Source organism: Vibrio nigripulchritudo (assembly GCF_027924785.1).
GTDB classification, from domain to species: domain Bacteria; phylum Pseudomonadota; class Gammaproteobacteria; order Enterobacterales; family Vibrionaceae; genus Vibrio; species Vibrio nigripulchritudo.
The window spans coordinates 1,401,226-1,417,401 of the sequence record NZ_AP027050.1 but is presented as its reverse complement, the minus strand read 5'-3'; the positions used below and the strand labels follow the sequence as shown (position 1 = coordinate 1,417,401).

Here is a 16,176-nt window from a genome sequence, read left to right as displayed (position 1 = left end):
TGGTCGGTAGAAATAGGTAGTTGGAGAGAAAACATGAACGCACTGGTTTATTTCGTTAATGAATCATTTACAGAGGTATTCAAAGAAGCCCCGTCGCATCTGATTCAGGCACCGGGACGTGTAAATTTGATTGGAGAGCATACCGACTATAACGACGGTTTTGTTCTGCCCTGTGCCATCAACTATCAAACCGTGATTGCCGCCAGAAAACGAGATGACAACCTGTTGCGTGTTGTTGCGCTGGACTATGGCAGTGAGATGGATGAGTTTGATGTGTCGGGTCCCATTCATCATGAACCAAATAAAATGTGGGCAAACTACATACGTGGTGTCGTTTTACATATTCGTCAGCGTGGCTTTCAGTTTGGTGGCGCGGATCTGGTTGTTTCTGGCAACATTCCTCAGGGCACGGGTCTTAGCTCATCTGCTTCTCTTGAAGTGGCGGTAGGTAAGACCATGACAGAACTCTACGGTTTAGGTCTTGATAATCAGTCGCTCGCATTGATAGGTCAGGAGGCGGAGAACCAGTTTGTTGGTTGTAACTGTGGAATTATGGATCAGCTTATCTCGGCCAAAGGGGAAGGGGGAAGTGCGCTGCTTATAGATTGCCGCTCGCTTGAAACTCAGCCCATTCATTTACCATCTGAACTTACCGTGCTTATTGTTAACTCGAACAAAAGCCGAGGCTTGGTCGACAGTGAATACAATACGCGCCGAGAGCAATGTGAAGCCGCCGCCGCGTTTTTCAATGTTAAAGCGCTAAGAGACGTGACGATTGAACAGCTCGAAAATGCCAAGTCAGAAATGGACGATGTGGTTTACCGAAGAGCAAAGCACATCATCACTGAAAACGCCAGAACCCTAGCAGCCAGTTCAGCACTTAAGCAAGGCAATGTTTATGAGCTCTCTGAACTGATGCGCCAGTCCCATCTTTCAATGAAGGATGATTTTGAAATCACGGTACCAGAAATTGACTTTCTGGTAGATAAGATTGATGAACTCATTGGGCACAATGGCGGTGTTCGAATGACTGGTGGCGGATTCGGTGGGTGTGTTATCGCATTAGTTCCTGAAAGTGCTATTCAAGTCATTCGCGAGAAAGTCTTACCCGTCTATTATGATCAATATGGATTGCAAGCAGAGCTTCATGTTTGCTCTGCACAGGTTGGGACTTCTTTGGTGGATTTATGATAGGAAAGGCAAGCGACGGCAAACCGCCGATAGTAGTGAGATTGGAGAACGAGCACGGGCTTTCAATCGAACTGATGGATATTGGTGCAACCTGGCTTTCCTGCAAGCTCCCCTTGTCTGAAGGGGCGAGAGAAGTACTGCTTGGCGTCGATAATATGGACGATTTCTATCGGCAAAGCGCTTACTTCGGAGCAAGCGTAGGTCGCTATGCCAATAGAATAGCCCAAGGTCGTTTTGAACTTGGAAATAGAACCTATCAGGTCTCGCAAAATCAACCTCCCCACTGTTTACACGGTGGGGAAAGCGGTTTTGACAAAAGGCGCTGGACGATTGCTCGGCAGGATAATCAATGCGTGGTCTTTACGCTCACGTCGTCAGATGGTGATCAAGGCTTTCCTTCTGAACTTTCAGTTAAAGCCAGATACGAGGTGACGGACGACAACCGAGTGGTGATTGAGTATTCTGCATCCGCTCAATCCGACACAATCGTAGCGCTGACTAACCATGCGTACTTTAACCTCGATGGTGAAGGGGATGTTCTTGAACATCATTTGCAACTTTCTGCCGACAGCTACCTTCCCGTTGGAGAAGATGGCATTCCAGAAAGTGGTGTGACTCCTGTGGTAGGAACTGGGTTCGATTTCCGAGCCGGTAAAACCATTATGGAGGATTTACTCACAGACGAAGATCAGCAGAAGGTTGGGGGATACGACCATTCATTCTTGTTATCTGAGAATGAAAATTTCGACAACTCTCAATGCCAGTTAATATCTTCTGACGGAATTGTCTCCCTTGGCATTGCCACTAACCAAGAAGCCATTCAGGTTTATACGGGTAACTTTTTGGCTGACGAGCCCAGTCGCGATGGCACTTATCACCGACACGACGGTGTTGCGCTAGAAACCCAATGCTTGCCGAACTCTCCCAATACCAATCTGGAAGCGTGTCTACTCAAAGCTGGGGATCTTTATCTCAACCGCACAGAATTCCGGTTTTCATTCAAACGGTGATTACCCGCTGTTTTAAATAATATTTATGTCAATTTAACATCCTTGTACATAAACTGCGCACATATGGTAATGCGAACAATTCTCTATATCCTTCTGCGCATTACTCATTCTTGAATTATTCAGCGCTTTCAGGTCATTAATCAATGACTTGAAGGCGAATTAGTTTGTGTATATAGGGTAATTACATGAAAAATATTGCCATGATGGCATTTGCTGGTGTGTTGATAGGCTGCGGTGGTGGAGGTTCTGATTCCAAAGACCCAACGAGCCCGACAATTCCAAAAGCACCTACACGTGGAATCACATCGGCAGGTTCTTATATTTCCGTTGATCACGAGAGTTACTACGCCTTACCTGCTGGGGCTAAGGCAACCAAATCTGTTCTTGCTGGGCAGTGGTTAAGGTTTATAGGTAATTCCTCGGTTGCAAATATCAAATCCAATGAATGGGTACACACCAAGCCAGATGGAACCATCGTCAATGGTGCTGACGAGAGACGTTTCACTGTCACCTTTACAGAAGTGGGTAATCATAGCCTTTCTTACTGCGCGACCCATGAAAATCAAGGCAACACGAGTCGCTACCCAAGATGTGTGGACATGCAAATTCAAGTGAATGATGCAGCCCCCAAGTTCACATACAATGTCAATGAAGATGCCACTCTAAATGTAAACGCCAGCGAGTTTTTTAATGGTGATGCAGCGACTATTGAGATGGTTGGTCATACATTCAAAGGTGGATTGTTTGTGGCTGGCAACAGACAATCTCTGGCTTACGATCCTGGAGGTTCGTACCAATATCTGAGTGCGGGTGAATCCGGTTCAATTACAGTACCTATCAGAGCAAAATCTGCTACTGAGTACTGGCACGGTAACATTCAGATCACCATTGATGGGGTCACTAATGCGAATGAATGTACCGATGCCAACAGTCGCACTATTTCACCGGTGACTGTCGGGTCTGATCCAGTAGATGTCAACGATGGCGAATGCATTAAGATTGATTCAAATGAGACATCGTCATTAAGCGGAACCTGGGCTCCTTATGAAGGCGTTAACGGTGGTGCATTAGTGAGCTTTTTTGAGCAAATTGGCGCTAACCCAGCGGCAAAAGTGCTGTACTTCAAAATGCCTGCCACAGGTCAATTACACCTGAACTGGTGCCCGACAAGCACACGAGAATGTGCCCCCAAACGTTGGCAACTGAAAAACACCAAAACAGAAACGGCGAAAGAGCCCTCACTCGAAAACTGGGTTTCGACCAGTACGCATAATATCAATGACAATATTGTAATTACAGCCACACCGTCTGCACACGTTGTCAACCCTACATATCGTTGGTTTGTTTTCGACCAGCACAACGGTCACCAGAAAATCATGGATGTGATCACCAAATCCAACCAGTTCACCTTGGGTAAAGTGGGCACGGCGAAAAACTATCGAGTAGATGTAATGGTGGACAATAACATCTACGAGTTTGCATCAGGCTTCGTCAGTTCGGTACATGGACGGGTTGTTCCAGTGGGTAAACATAAGATTTATAACTCATGGGCTTATATTAGAGGCGATGAACCCAACCCACCAAAAGCGATTGTGAAAGTGAATGGTGTTCGCTACGAACCTAAAGATATGGCAAGAAGCCTGATCATTGTCGATATTGAGGGGACAAATTCCGTCAAACTGGATGCGACAGACTCAATCTTCAATGCCAATGACCCAATGTTAGAATTCCAATACTGGGACTACGAAAACGGACGCCGTGAGCTTGTTTCATCAAGCACAACGTACGATTTCGAATTCGGTTCAGACAAATCCCGACATGTCGATTTCTGTATAAGAGGCGAGTTCCCTTGGAACCAATTCGAAAACCCCTGCTTAGAATTCTTTATTATGAAAAAGTAACTTAGAAAACTTGGTTATTTTTAAAAGCCAGCTTGGGTATCAAGCTGGCTTTTTTGATGGATGGGAGTAATTTCTGGACTACTCAATTCAAAGAACCGGTTAACAACATGTTGGGCACGATTCTAATAATGGTACCTCAGAAAAATCTCAAGCTATTCAAACTCATTCATCAAACCATGCCAAATAACAAGTTGGGTCAAGTGAAACTGGAAGAGTATGATATGAGCAATGTTAAAATGCCGACGTTGGACAACTAAGAATGATAAATATATATAATCACCACAGAAGAGAGTACCTTTCAGATGATGCTGCTTTTGAACGCCGTCAGGTTGAATATCTGTTAGAAGATATTAGCGATGCAAGTGATCTCGAGTACGTTTGGAATGTGGAAAAGTTTCAGAATTCTTGTTCATTTTGCTCAGGCAAGTTTCGAGATATGTGGGCTAAGTCCCTTATCTTGAAATATCCCTTTACTCACGGCCGCTACCTGTTGGCTTATTGGGGGGAATGTTGGTATCAAAATGCGCGAATGCACATCCGAGAGGCACCATTGGATGTTGAGTTTATGGGGCAAACACTGCATTTCCCGCAAGGTACCTTGGGAGAACTCAGAACGTCCACCGTCTTGCACTGGCTAGACGGTGTAGCTGCGGCGGCGTTAAATCGTAATGCCGAAGCACTGAATGAAATGGCAAGTTATGAGGAGAGGCACTTTCACGGCGAAGCCCCTCATCTTTATAATGACATTGAGCGAGCTTACTTTTATTTGTTCAAAGCGTTTGTTCAAAACGAACAAGACAAAAGCGTTAGGCAAGCGCTTGCCGATAAGGTAACACCAACATTGACGGCGGGGGTTATTACTCACGCCGTGAACCGCGATGTTGAAAAGGTGTATTACCACCGCCTTGAACCTCTGGCGAGAATTGTACTTCATCTTTGGGGTTTGCTGCCTTCAAGCTTAGATGAGCTAGCTCGGCTTGCGATAGAGAGGCAGTATGATTACTTTGCTAACATACTCCCACGCAGTGATGAACCTCGTGGCAGTGAGTCTCTGGAGCTGGGCTTGCCAGAAACTTACTTGGCGCTTCACGCCATGGCATTGCTTTCACTCCACCACCAGCGAAATGGTGAAACGGTGACATTTGACTCACCTTATATGCCACTATCTATCATCAAAGCCGAAGATTCCACTCGAGAGGAAGTCCTCGCCAACCCACCCATATTCGATCTGGAACACGTATTAGAGACCAAGTAAAAGATAAGAGCCGTGCAGTCGAGAGCCTCTTTTCAATAAACTGATTGGTGAGAACAATCCGAAAGTCATTCGATCCTATGAGCAGATGATAAAAGCGTGGCGAGCTGTAAAGTTGCAGTATAAAGTTGTCCACCAAAAGATTAAGACTGACAGCGGCGCGCTGGATGGCGTGAAGGTGACCGATTTTGCACAAGGTAAGTTATAGAATGTCTAACGAAGATACGTTAAATCTAAAAGTAAGACCTCATCATCTCGAGAATTTTCGTAGCCCGGATTTAATACGGGAATTTAGTGAGATAGAGGTTGACGCTATTTTAGACCGTTTACATAGCCAAGCTGATGAAAACCTTTCATCGAAGTGTCAACATTTTGCCCCCAAAGCTTCTGAGTATTGGTTAGCATTATATATATCGAACAGCATCTTAAACCACTGGCCTTGCGATCACGGTATGTTTTTGTTAGCTCAGTCAGCCGAGCTTGCTCGCATACACTGGCTTATACATCGCCATCAAGGTGAAACGCTGGAAGTCAACTTATTTGACAAGCAATTCCAGGTAGAAACCTGCATAGAACGTCGTGATCTAGATAATTCAGAGGACAGGTTAACGGCGTGGCTAACCAATATCAGTGTCGCCATTTTATGCAATGACCAAGCTGCGCAGCAGGAGATGTTTAAAGTCGAACACAAAGATCTTTGCCAGAGCTTTGAGGGACAACCGATACGCGACATCGAACTGGCATTTTTTGATTTATTCCATGCCTTTTTGTTAGGTGAAAGTGACAAGCAACGACAAATTCAATTGATGAAAGTGGTGATCCCAATTCTTACCGATGAAAATTTAATTGAGGCGTGTGGCGGTAACGACTACTGGCCAGACTTTTATCAGTGGCTGCGTTTTCCTTTGTATAGCATCATATCCGTATGTTGGGGCTATGAAGACACCTCATTGGATGAAGCCGTTATTGCCGCTATTGACGCCAACTACGAGTTCTATTCGGAAATAGAGCCTCGACATAACGGCAGACCGACAGGTGATAGCTCACCATGTTTGTTGGCTGATGAATCAATTTTTCATACCATCACTACAGCGTTTTTAACCGCACACTACAGGCGAACAGGGCAAACAGTCAGCTTTGATACCCCCTATGTTCCGCAATGGTTGATCAAAGGCGAAGGCCCCACCCGTGAGGAAGTCTTAGCCAATCCACCAGTATTCGATCTGGAACACGTATTAGGCAACCAATAAAAGGAAGAAGAGGCTTGTGACAGCAAGCCTCTTTAATTTAAGAATAGATAATGAAAAAGAGAATACTCGCAACGGCTTTGGTTGCGTGTGCTTTTACGGCTCAAGCACAAGTAAAAACGGGTCCGGAAATAGAAACGCTTTATCCGGTTGGATTCCATCATGATCAAGGTGATGGTCTTTATATTGAATTTCAGTCAGGTGCAATGCCAGGTTGCTATGGAGATAAGGGGGGGCGGCTCAGTAAAAGTAATCCTAATTATAAAGAGTATTACTCATTGCTACTGACTATGATGACCACAAAAAGCTTTAAAGGGTTAATTCGATATGAGCATACAAACCATACAGGGTGGTGGAGCAGCTCAATAGAAGGGATACTTGTTTATCCAAAATAATAAACATTTTTCTCAATACAAACTGATAAGTAGAATTAACTTTCTTAAATTTAAAGAGTAATAGTTGTGAAAAAAACTCCAATCATTTTATTGGCGTTAAGCTTTCTTGCGCCCGTTGTTAATGCAAAAGATATCGGCTTTGGTACGTTAAAATGGGTTAAGGTTTACGATTTTAAAACAGACAAATCTTTGCGTATTTATTTCAGCGATAGTGCTACCCATTTAAACCAAGACTGTAAAGGTGTTGCCTGCTTTACTTTTAGTCGCCACAGCTCTGAGTTTATCGATAAAGTTTTAAGTGTTGCAATGGCTGCACAGATTTCTGGTAAAAAGGTCCGAATTCACTCGGAAGAAGGCAGTTGTGAAGGGGCATTTATTGCACTTCAAGAAACGCGTTTTTAATTAATGTATCAATTGTTAATAAATGAATATTTATTATATTGCAATAGGTATTTTTGATAATTGCGAACGGAATTACCTTTGCGCATTATAATTCGAATTTGGTTGGTGTTCTTAAAAAAATTTGGATTTTCGGATGGTAAAAAAATATATTTTACGTTAGAAAGTAAACCTAAACCTCACCCAGATTGTTAATCTAACTATTTTGTTATTCCGTATACGATACTGAGCGACAGAAAACAAATGTTACTTTCTCGATTTTTAACGGATTATGCATCAAAAGAGAAAGTGAATATAGGATTTGGTGTGAGAGGAGATTGTGTTCACGGGTATATTCGTGTTCATCGCGCTGGTTAAATATATGACACATTAATAAGGGGATTTTATGAAAAAGTTGGCTTGGCTCGTTCTATTGTTTCTACCGTTTGGCGCATTTGCTTCCGGTCATTACAAGTCGGGCAAAATCAGTAATCTTACTGCCGTGACTTCTGGAATTTTGATTATGATGGATTCAGGGTTACCTTCGAAATGCGCAGGTTCACCCTACGGCTGGATGATGATCAAGCAGGAACATACAGCACTGACTTCTGTGGTACTAACTGCATGGGCAGCAGGTAGAACATCAGGAACCGTTTATGTGGCTGGTCGGGAAAATGGAACGGGATACTGCTTGGTTACACAGTTTGACCCAGCAGGTTAAAATTGACGTCAATTAGGAAAATAGAAATGAAAAAGTATTTGTTAGTCTTGTTTGGTTTATTGTTTACATCTTCAGTGTTTGCTGTTGGAAATAGCCAAGGTGGAAAGATTGTCCATATTGCTTCAGTCAATGATGCGATCTTGTTTAAGATAGCTGGAAACTCTGAATCGAACCGTCCATCTTGTGCCACTACTGGGCGCTTTTCTGTTCACAAAGATAGTGTACATGCATCTCTTGTTCTCACTGCGTTTGCAGCTGATAAAACACTAGCGAATGTCAGAGGGTTAGGAACTTGCCACCTATGGGGTAATTCTGAAGACTTACGTTGGATTGAAGTCTGTCCGTTAAATGGTTGCCCTTAGAAACACTAGTGGTAGGAAATTGAATACGTCTGTTTCACCTAATTGCGAAGTATCTTATGTAAGAGTGTATATGTAAAACAGGTGTGTATCGTAATTGTAGGAAGCCCCATTACATATGGGGCTTCTGCGTTATTTACCGTCTTATATTACTTCACACAAACTTCTGGGTAGCATTGGAATACAGCTCGAATGCCATTATATAGGCTGCTGTATACGATGCTTCTGTGTGATTCTGTTGTTTCTATCTGATAAGTTGAACTCAAAGGATATTGAGCTTCAATCACTTTAGAAACCGTGTCAATTCCGCCGATGTGGCTGATGTACAAATCCATAAACTCAGGTGGAATGTTCTCTTCCCATGCTGCGGAAATGTAGACCATATGCTGGTTAGACTGGATGTTGGTTGCCGCTGTCGTCACACGCTCTATCATCACCTGATTGTCCCACCAAAGGGAAGGGTCCATTGCTACATAGCCTTCAAAGACGGAGTTTGCTGCTGGTGAAATCAGGCTGGACACCACAAATAGCCCACCTAAAGAGTGACCTGCGATAACCTCGAATCCATCAGTGCGATAGTTCGTGTTCACCCAAGGTACAAGTTCTTCAACGATAAACCTCTCAAACTGTGCACTTTGACCCGTTACGGCACCCGGTGGTGAAAACTCATTGGTATATACGGTTGGAGTTAAATCGCGAGCGCGAGTGTTATCTGGGTTTTCAATGGCAATTAAAATGGCTTCTGGGACATCAGCACGAGTATTCAATGCCCACATGGCACCTTGAATATTTTTAATGAGATAAGAACCATCTGTAAAGTAAATAACCGGGTACTGAGCATCTGGGTTGTTGTGATAGTTACCGGGTAAAGAAACCCAGACTCTACGTTGTTCTTCCAGTACCGTGGAAGTCAAAGTGTGCGACTTTATTTCAGGCCACTGCAGTAAGCCTGAAGCGTGCAAACTTGATGCCCAAAATGTAGCAAGAAAAATTATCCATTTTTTCATGGGTTAAGCCTCTTAAATTATGAAACATTACGCAAAAACAGAGACTCGAATGAGAGGTCTCTTGGATTTTATAATTTATGTGAGTGAGAGTTCATATGACATTTATTTAGAGAAGTTTTGAGTAAAAATAGAAAATTTGCGGCTGGTTTTGGATATCTTGATGTAAGTGTTGATGAATTAAATTAACTTGTTGATTTGATTTGGTTATTGTGATTTCAGTTTGAAGCTGAAGGTCAAAGGATAAAGTATCGAACAATACGAAAGTAATTCACTAGTTTAGAAAGCTAACTCCAGTGATGAGCTTAGTTGTACTAAGAAATGATTCATATTGGTAGTTTTATAAAATTAAGGCTCATTTTATTACTATTTTGACGCCCAACTATGCAAGGCCATTCATTCTGAATTTATGATTCTGGTGACATAAACTAACACTTATGGAAAGGGAATTATGATCAGTTCATTTATTGGAACAACCAACATAGACGGTACCGGTAGTGCTAACGACCTCAACGGCGATAACGCAGCCGCCTCAGTCGTAGGTTTTGATAGTTGGTCGGGCGATGGAGTTTCCATTGAACACCTCGATGACTCAAGTCAGTCTGTATTTATTCGCTCGGATTCTTGGAACAAACAGGGTTACAAAGAAGCAAAAGTCGAAGGCGAAAGCCAGTCGGTTTTGATCAGTAACTTTGTCGAAATCGATGTGAATCTGACGAACAATACGGGTTCAGAAGTCGTAATTGAAAATGCCAAGCGTGGCGAAGTCACAACAGGCGATGGGGCGGATATCATTTCTATTTCTGCTTATAGCAGCAATGCTCTCTGGAGTAATCTGTTTACTATCGATTCTGGTGCCGGAAACGACCACATTGTATTTACGCATTCTAAAAATTCACAGTTTACGGAGTTTGATATAAAAGCGGGTTCTGGGGATGACATTGTCGATATATCGGACCTGAGCTCTCCTGCCACATGGATATCACGCCCATCAGATGCGATTTACGAAGAACTGTTTGGTCCAAACGAACCTGGAACACCGCCACAGATGACTCGTAACGTCGATGGTGGTTCTGGGTTCGATGTATTGAAGTTAGGGAACAATCGAAATGAACATTCAAATTTCGAAGATCATGTCATGTACTCCAACTTCGAAGCCATTGTTGGCGTCGGGGATGATGTGAATTTAATTCTGAATAACGAAATGTTGACTCACAACAATGCCGCAAATGAAACGGGCTTCGGGTTGATCATTTCTAATGCGGGCACTTGGATGGAAGAGTGGTCGCCATACTTTCAGTTTTCATTGATCACAGAAGCGCGTGCGCTAACGGCAGAGGAATCGGAATATCTAGAGTCTCATAGTTTCGCTGCTGACGAGTTTATCTCTTTGACCTTCGAAACATCGACCGATACGTTTCAGGTCTTTACCGACAGCGATTACGACGCCACCTATGTTTAGGAAGGGTATTTAGCTGTTTATTTGGCTTCTAAAACTGAAGATAACCGCCAACTGTTCAACCAGAGGCGGTTATTTTTTGGGTAACACTATTCGTTTTTCTTCCGTTTCAGTCTTGTACGCTAGTTCTAGTTGGCTAAAGGGCAATGGCTTGTAAAAGTAGTAGCCTTGAATGTAGTCGCATTCCACTTTGGTCAGGCAGTTGAGCTGTTTCAAAGTCTCAACCCCTTCTGCAATCACCTTTAGGTTTAGGCTGTGCGCGAGTTCTATCAGCGAGGTAGTGATCAGCATGCTCTGATTATTAGCAGGCAGTTCGTCGACAAACTCTTTATCGATCTTAATGAAGTCGACGGGCATCTGCCGCAAATAGTTCAGGGAAGAAAAGCCTGTACCAAAATCGTCCAGAGCAACAGTGACGCCAAGCTGTCTCACTTTGCCCAGAACATCAAGAATAGAGTCAATGTCGGCGAGCAGACCGCTTTCGGTGATTTCAAGTTCAAGATGGTGGGATGGCAATCCACTCTTTTCTAAAGCTTTGTTTACATGGTTATAGAAGTCAGGGTGTTTCAACTGCTTGGTTGATACGTTGACCGCCATACGAATATTAATGCCATCATCGAGCAGGGATTTTGCATCATAGCAAGCCTGATCTAATACCCAACGCCCAAGAGGAATGATCTGACCGGAATCTTCTGCAATCGGAATAAAATCATTAGGGAAAATAGTGCCTTCGGTGGCATGCTCCCAGCGTACCAATGCTTCTACATTGAATTCGTCACACGGTTCAACATTCACTTTAGGTTGGTACAGCAAGTGGAAGTCGTCGTTTTTAATCGCATCGTGAATATCGTGCTCACGCTGTAAGCGGAGTGAGAAGGTAAGATCGAGCTGCTCTGTGTAAATTCGGCATTGGTTTCGTCCAAGCTCTTTGGCAGAAGACATGGCAAGATCGGAGTGCTTTACAACCTCAACAAGGCTGACTTTATCCTCTACCGTGGCAATCCCGATACTGGCTGTAATGCTCACGGATTCTCCGGCAATCAGAACAGGTTCGCTGATGGAACGACGCAGGCGATCAGACATGGGTTTGAGCTGTTCTGCTGCCCCAACTGCGATGATTGTGAATTCATCTCCGCCCAGGTGAGAGACAAAATCTCGTTGTTTTACGCAGCGCGAAATTCTTGAACCAATGAGCTTGAGTACTTTGTCACCCTGCTCAAAACCATACTTGTCGTTAATTCGCTTAAAGTAATCTAGGTCGATATATAGAATCGAGTACGTATTCTTGTTCTTTTTCGACGCTTTTACTGTGTCTTGCAGTTTGCGCCAGAAGTAGCGTCGGTTTGGCAACTGAGTGGTGTATTCGTAGCCAGTATAATTACTGTCGTCATGTTTATCGTCCAGACGAAGTTCGGATATGTCGTGAACAATACAAACGAAATGAGTGACCTGCTGGCGCTCATTTTTTATCGGCGCGATATTCAGGCGGATAAAATGTTTTTGGTTCTGAATCGTTTTGGTCGAAAACTCACCTTCCCAGAAAGAACCAGCGGTGAGCACACGGTTCATCTCGGGGTAAACGGGTTCGGCTTCGTTACACCAACGCTCAAGCAAAGCCAGTGATTGGGAGCTCGCCACGTCTTCAATATGAAAGAGCTTTTTAAACTCGTTGTTGACACTCAGTACTTTGCTCTTGCAGTTGAAAATAATAACGGCCGCAGACTCCGATTTTACGGAGTCGCTGATTTCTTTCATGCTGGCGTTTTCGTCAAATAGCCGGGCAATATCGGATTGCAGATTACGCTGCCTGTGGTTGAGCTCAGTTACCAGTTTTTCATTGAGCAGGGCGATGTCTCTGGCTTTTTGCATCATGTCCTGTTCGAACTTAAAGTGCTCAGTCCGATTTTCGATGATCAGCAAGCTCTCACCAGCATTATTGGAAGCAATTGCTGTGAGCTGAAGTTCTTCACCTTCGGCGTCTGATTCTGTCCATACCCCAGAGCTTATCGATTCTTTGGACTCTGGCTCTCCCCAAACCGTGTCTGCATCAATAATGAAGTTTTCAATGAAAGGAAAGGCTAAAGAAACATCCAGTTTCTTAGCGCTAAAGGTTGCGCCTGTTTGCTCGCAATATAGTTGCCTGAACCATTCAGCTTCCGGTGTCAGTGAGCAAAATGACTGATCCTCATTTCTGACCAGTACAACGTAGTTCAGTGAGGTGAGAACGGCTTCCAAATGGTTCATCGCTATTTCCCTATATCAGTCTCGCTCAAGCATGATTTCAGCAAGCTTCTGGAACGCTTCATCAACGTTTTGCCCGCTTTTTGCACTGCATTTAAAAACGGCGGAAGACTTTTCTTCTAACCGGGTGATTTTGTCGTTTCCGATTGACCATTGATCTTCCAGATCGCACTTGTTCAGCATCAATGTGATCGGTATATCGCCACAATTGTCCACAATCAGAGTTCGTAGCTCATCGGCTACATCCAGGCTGTCTGGGCGTGTGCCGTCTACCACAAGCATGGCTCCCGATGCTCCGCGCAAATAGGAGGTATTAATGTTGGTGTATACGTCTTTCCCTTCCAGATCCCAAAGCAGAAGCTGAACAGGTTCGGGGCTAAGGTCGACATATTTCTTGGAAATTTTCACCCCAATTGTGGTGTGGTACTTATCGGTAAAAATGCTTTCAACGTATCGTCGCACTAAGCTGGTTTTCCCAACTGCAAATGCGCCAATCATGCAGATTTTTTTGGCTTTCATGCGTGCCCTCTAATCCTTCACAAATCCTTGTTAATCACATCAATGGTGACTCTTCTTAATGCGGATGAAATGCTTTCTGATGACTCAATATTGCTAATGTTTAAGGTAATGATGTGGTTGGCATTGATGCCATTTTCTACCATTACCTGTTTCACGTTCTCAGCCCTTTCTTTACTGAGCTGTATGTTTCGTTCGACAGTCCCTACATCGTCTGAAAAACCGGTCACAATGAATATCGGCGTCAGACGCGGCGACAGTTCCTGTCCGAGGCTGACCAGAGATTTTGCCTGACTGACAAAACGCGCTACGTCCTGATTTCCGCCTGTCGGAGAGACCAAGTTAACGTCGTACTGAAACTTGGTCTGACTCAGGTTGTGAGCAAGCTGATTGTACTCCTGAGTTTTGTTACGAATGACAGGCGTCACTTTGAGCTTTTGAGAAATGATCGATAGTTCAGGTGCGGATCGCTCCAGATAACTGCGTATCTGGCTCTCTGTGGTTTCAGAGATTTCACCTTTTAGCTCAATTTTTTGATTTTCAATTTGAATTGCCAGTGACTCACTGCTGCCAATCATGGACTTGATGTCGCTGACCACTATGGCATTGCGCAGTCGTTCTGGCTGTGAAATCTCATCTGGAAGAAGCTGGAGCTTACTGGAATCTATTCCCAGGTCGCCATCTACCTGTTTTATGTAATGGGTTAGCCCGGCTAAAGTTGAAGGTTTTAACTGTCCTGAAAGCTTAACGTCTCGGTCGGATACCCATACTCTTACTGATTCACTTTCACTCAAATTCGCCAGAATGTTGTGACGTATGATGTCAGTAAGAGTGAGTTGATATCTGGGTATTTCACCGGACTCGTTGAAGTCGACGACTTTGTCTTCAATATCCTGAGTGGTATGAAGGTAGCTGATATTGTTAAGAATCTCAGAAGGTTCACGCGAGCCGGGTTTGCGTAAGACTGAAAGGGTAATGTTCTCGTCTTCAATGACGGATTCAACAACCAGATAGTTAGGTTCGAACTCGAAAATTTGTCTGGTGACGTCGTGTTCATTGCTCACATTGATGTGAACAAATAACTTGTAGAAACCAAAAACAATAAACAGCAGAAGAATAACGAACAGTCTCCACGGGAATCGCTCTTTGGCGTTTTCTTCGAGCGAATTTCCAATCAGACATTTTTCAAGCAGTGGCTGGGACTCGGCGTATTCTGAATTGTCCCCATTGAAGTTGGACAGTCGTTCACCGTACTTTTCTTCAATGCTTTCTACAGTGGTATCTATGGTTACGTCCAAATGCTGGTTTGGAATGCCTCGCACAGCGGCTGCCAGAATAACGTGTGGAGCAACTTCGATTTTCAGAACCAACTCACCCAATCGAACGCCCTCAAGCGTGTCGTCACTGTTTCCTCTGAATGAATCGGAAACAAAATCGGTGATAGCCGTAAGCATACTGGATACCAGTTCAGGATCGCTGGTTTCAGCACCTTCAAATGCCACGGAGTTGAGTAGCAGACCCGTTTCCCGATGAATCAAAAGCACCTGTTCAACTTGAAAAACGGAGGTTTTCATTAGAAGAAACTGAGCATAGCTGATTCCCTGCCGCCATGCCTGATAACGCCATTTAATCGACTTTAAGCTGAAGTTCTGGGTAAGCACCTGATTTAACGAAGCGATCAGCTGATTGAATGTGGCACTGACGGATTTTCGGACCGCCGCTCCAATCACAGGGTAAAGAATGTCTGCAAACTTCTGAGTGCTGTTATTTATGGAAACTTCAATAGCACTATTGATGATAGGAGAAAGCTCTTCGGTGACTTCGTTGTTCTTTTTGTTTCGCGCTTTAATTGCTTCAACAATGACTTCAGCGACACGTTCAGTGTCGCTGTTTTTGTCTAAATAGTCTTTGAGAGCACGTTCGTACTGCTCTCCGAGCACCAAAGAACGGAGTTCCTCGATCTGCGAGTCGTCCCGGCTGATCATTTATTGTCCGTCGAGGTCGTCTGCCATGGTTGAAAGTAGCGTTGCCAACGTTTTTCTGTCGGCTTTATTCTTTCTCAAGTCTTCAGAGACGCTATCGATTTTGCTCAATGCTTCTTCGTGTTTATCGTGCAGTTGTTGCGACAGTTCGCCAACTTCCTGTGTGAAGTGCATCTCTAGGCTAGTGTTATTTTGCTGGCTGGTTTCAGCGAGACCTTCGAGTGAATCTGCCAGCTTGGCAATCTGAAGGTTGATGGAATCGAGTTTTTTCTCTAACTGGATAAAGGTCTGGTTGGTTTTGTCTGATAGCTCTTCGATAGCACTTTCGATGGATTCAGCGCGTTCCCCAAAAAGCAGTTGCTGTATTTGTGTTAGTTGATCCGCACCGTTTGTTTGAGGCTCAATTTCAACATCTGAGCTCTTTGCTTGCTTAGTCATACCATTTCCCTTTCATTTTCAGGTCGCATCCAGCTAGTCAGCTTTATCAATAAGCGTATGTGGTGATTAAGATTTAATCAAA

15 protein-coding genes are annotated in these 16,176 nt (G+C 43.9%); 10 read left to right on the top strand and 5 right to left on the bottom strand.

Features of this window, described 5'->3' with window-relative positions; all coding sequences use genetic code 11:
* Positions 1 to 33: 33 nt before the first annotated feature.
* The 9 genes from galK to QMG91_RS24655 all read left to right on the top strand — a co-directional run bounded on the left by galK (position 34) and on the right by QMG91_RS24655 (position 8,457).
* Positions 34 to 1,191 carry a galactokinase gene (gene galK, locus QMG91_RS24695; protein ID WP_281830675.1) on the top strand — a complete coding sequence of 386 codons (1,158 nt, stop codon included), beginning with the start codon at positions 34 to 36 and terminating at the stop codon, positions 1,189 to 1,191.
* Entirely contained in the window at positions 1,188 to 2,201 is a 1,014-nt protein-coding gene (galM, locus tag QMG91_RS24690) for a galactose-1-epimerase (RefSeq protein WP_281830674.1), read from the top strand. The genes galK and galM overlap by 4 nt, the downstream gene beginning before the upstream one ends.
* Positions 2,202 to 2,386: 185 nt before the next feature.
* Positions 2,387 to 4,102: a hypothetical protein gene (locus QMG91_RS24685; protein WP_281830673.1), complete on the top strand. Its 1,716-nt coding sequence runs from the start codon at positions 2,387 to 2,389 to the stop codon at positions 4,100 to 4,102.
* A gap of 259 nt (positions 4,103 to 4,361) precedes the next feature.
* The gene (locus tag QMG91_RS24680) at positions 4,362 to 5,357 is read left to right on the top strand and encodes an Imm49 family immunity protein (RefSeq protein ID WP_281830672.1); all 996 of its coding nucleotides are present in this window, start codon (positions 4,362 to 4,364) and stop codon (positions 5,355 to 5,357) included.
* Positions 5,358 to 5,563: 206 nt separating this feature from the next.
* Entirely contained in the window at positions 5,564 to 6,604 is a 1,041-nt protein-coding gene (locus QMG91_RS24675) for an Imm49 family immunity protein (protein WP_281830671.1), read from the top strand.
* A gap of 50 nt (positions 6,605 to 6,654) precedes the next feature.
* Positions 6,655 to 6,996, top strand: a complete 342-nt coding sequence (locus QMG91_RS24670) for a hypothetical protein (protein ID WP_281830670.1) — start codon at positions 6,655 to 6,657, stop codon at positions 6,994 to 6,996.
* A gap of 66 nt (positions 6,997 to 7,062) precedes the next feature.
* Positions 7,063 to 7,398 (top strand): hypothetical protein, encoded by a 336-nt coding sequence (locus QMG91_RS24665; protein WP_281830669.1) that lies wholly within the window; start codon positions 7,063 to 7,065, stop codon positions 7,396 to 7,398.
* Positions 7,399 to 7,780: 382 nt separating this feature from the next.
* Complete coding sequence (locus tag QMG91_RS24660) at positions 7,781 to 8,095, top strand: hypothetical protein (RefSeq protein WP_004404350.1); 315 nt, start codon at positions 7,781 to 7,783, stop codon at positions 8,093 to 8,095.
* A 26-nt stretch (positions 8,096 to 8,121) separates the two neighbouring features.
* A complete protein-coding gene (locus tag QMG91_RS24655; RefSeq protein WP_281830668.1) occupies positions 8,122 to 8,457 on the top strand; it encodes a hypothetical protein in 336 nt (111 codons plus the stop codon).
* A gap of 146 nt (positions 8,458 to 8,603) precedes the next feature.
* Here the strand turns inward: QMG91_RS24655 and QMG91_RS24650 are convergent, their stop codons facing one another.
* On the bottom strand, positions 8,604 to 9,461 hold the full coding sequence (locus tag QMG91_RS24650; protein WP_281830667.1) for an alpha/beta hydrolase: 858 nt from the start codon (positions 9,459 to 9,461) through the stop codon (positions 8,604 to 8,606).
* Positions 9,462 to 9,909: 448 nt separating this feature from the next.
* On the opposite strand from QMG91_RS24650, the gene QMG91_RS24645 reads away from it, so the two are divergent.
* The gene (locus tag QMG91_RS24645; RefSeq protein WP_281830666.1) at positions 9,910 to 10,920 is read left to right on the top strand and encodes a hypothetical protein; all 1,011 of its coding nucleotides are present in this window, start codon (positions 9,910 to 9,912) and stop codon (positions 10,918 to 10,920) included.
* A 69-nt stretch (positions 10,921 to 10,989) separates the two neighbouring features.
* On the opposite strand, the gene QMG91_RS24640 is transcribed toward QMG91_RS24645, so the two are convergent.
* From QMG91_RS24640 to QMG91_RS24625, 4 genes are read right to left on the bottom strand one after another with little or no spacing between them, the layout of a single operon-like run.
* Positions 10,990 to 13,161, bottom strand: a complete 2,172-nt coding sequence (locus tag QMG91_RS24640; protein ID WP_022612484.1) for a sensor domain-containing protein — start codon at positions 13,159 to 13,161, stop codon at positions 10,990 to 10,992.
* Positions 13,162 to 13,176: 15 nt separating this feature from the next.
* The gene (locus tag QMG91_RS24635; protein ID WP_004404336.1) at positions 13,177 to 13,677 is read right to left on the bottom strand and encodes a Rab family GTPase; all 501 of its coding nucleotides are present in this window, start codon (positions 13,675 to 13,677) and stop codon (positions 13,177 to 13,179) included.
* Positions 13,678 to 13,694: 17 nt separating this feature from the next.
* Positions 13,695 to 15,659 carry an OmpA family protein gene (locus QMG91_RS24630; RefSeq protein ID WP_281830663.1) on the bottom strand — a complete coding sequence of 655 codons (1,965 nt, stop codon included), beginning with the start codon at positions 15,657 to 15,659 and terminating at the stop codon, positions 13,695 to 13,697.
* Positions 15,660 to 16,094 carry a hypothetical protein gene (locus QMG91_RS24625; RefSeq protein ID WP_004404332.1) on the bottom strand — a complete coding sequence of 145 codons (435 nt, stop codon included), beginning with the start codon at positions 16,092 to 16,094 and terminating at the stop codon, positions 15,660 to 15,662. It abuts the gene before it with no gap.
* Positions 16,095 to 16,176 lie beyond the last annotated feature (82 nt).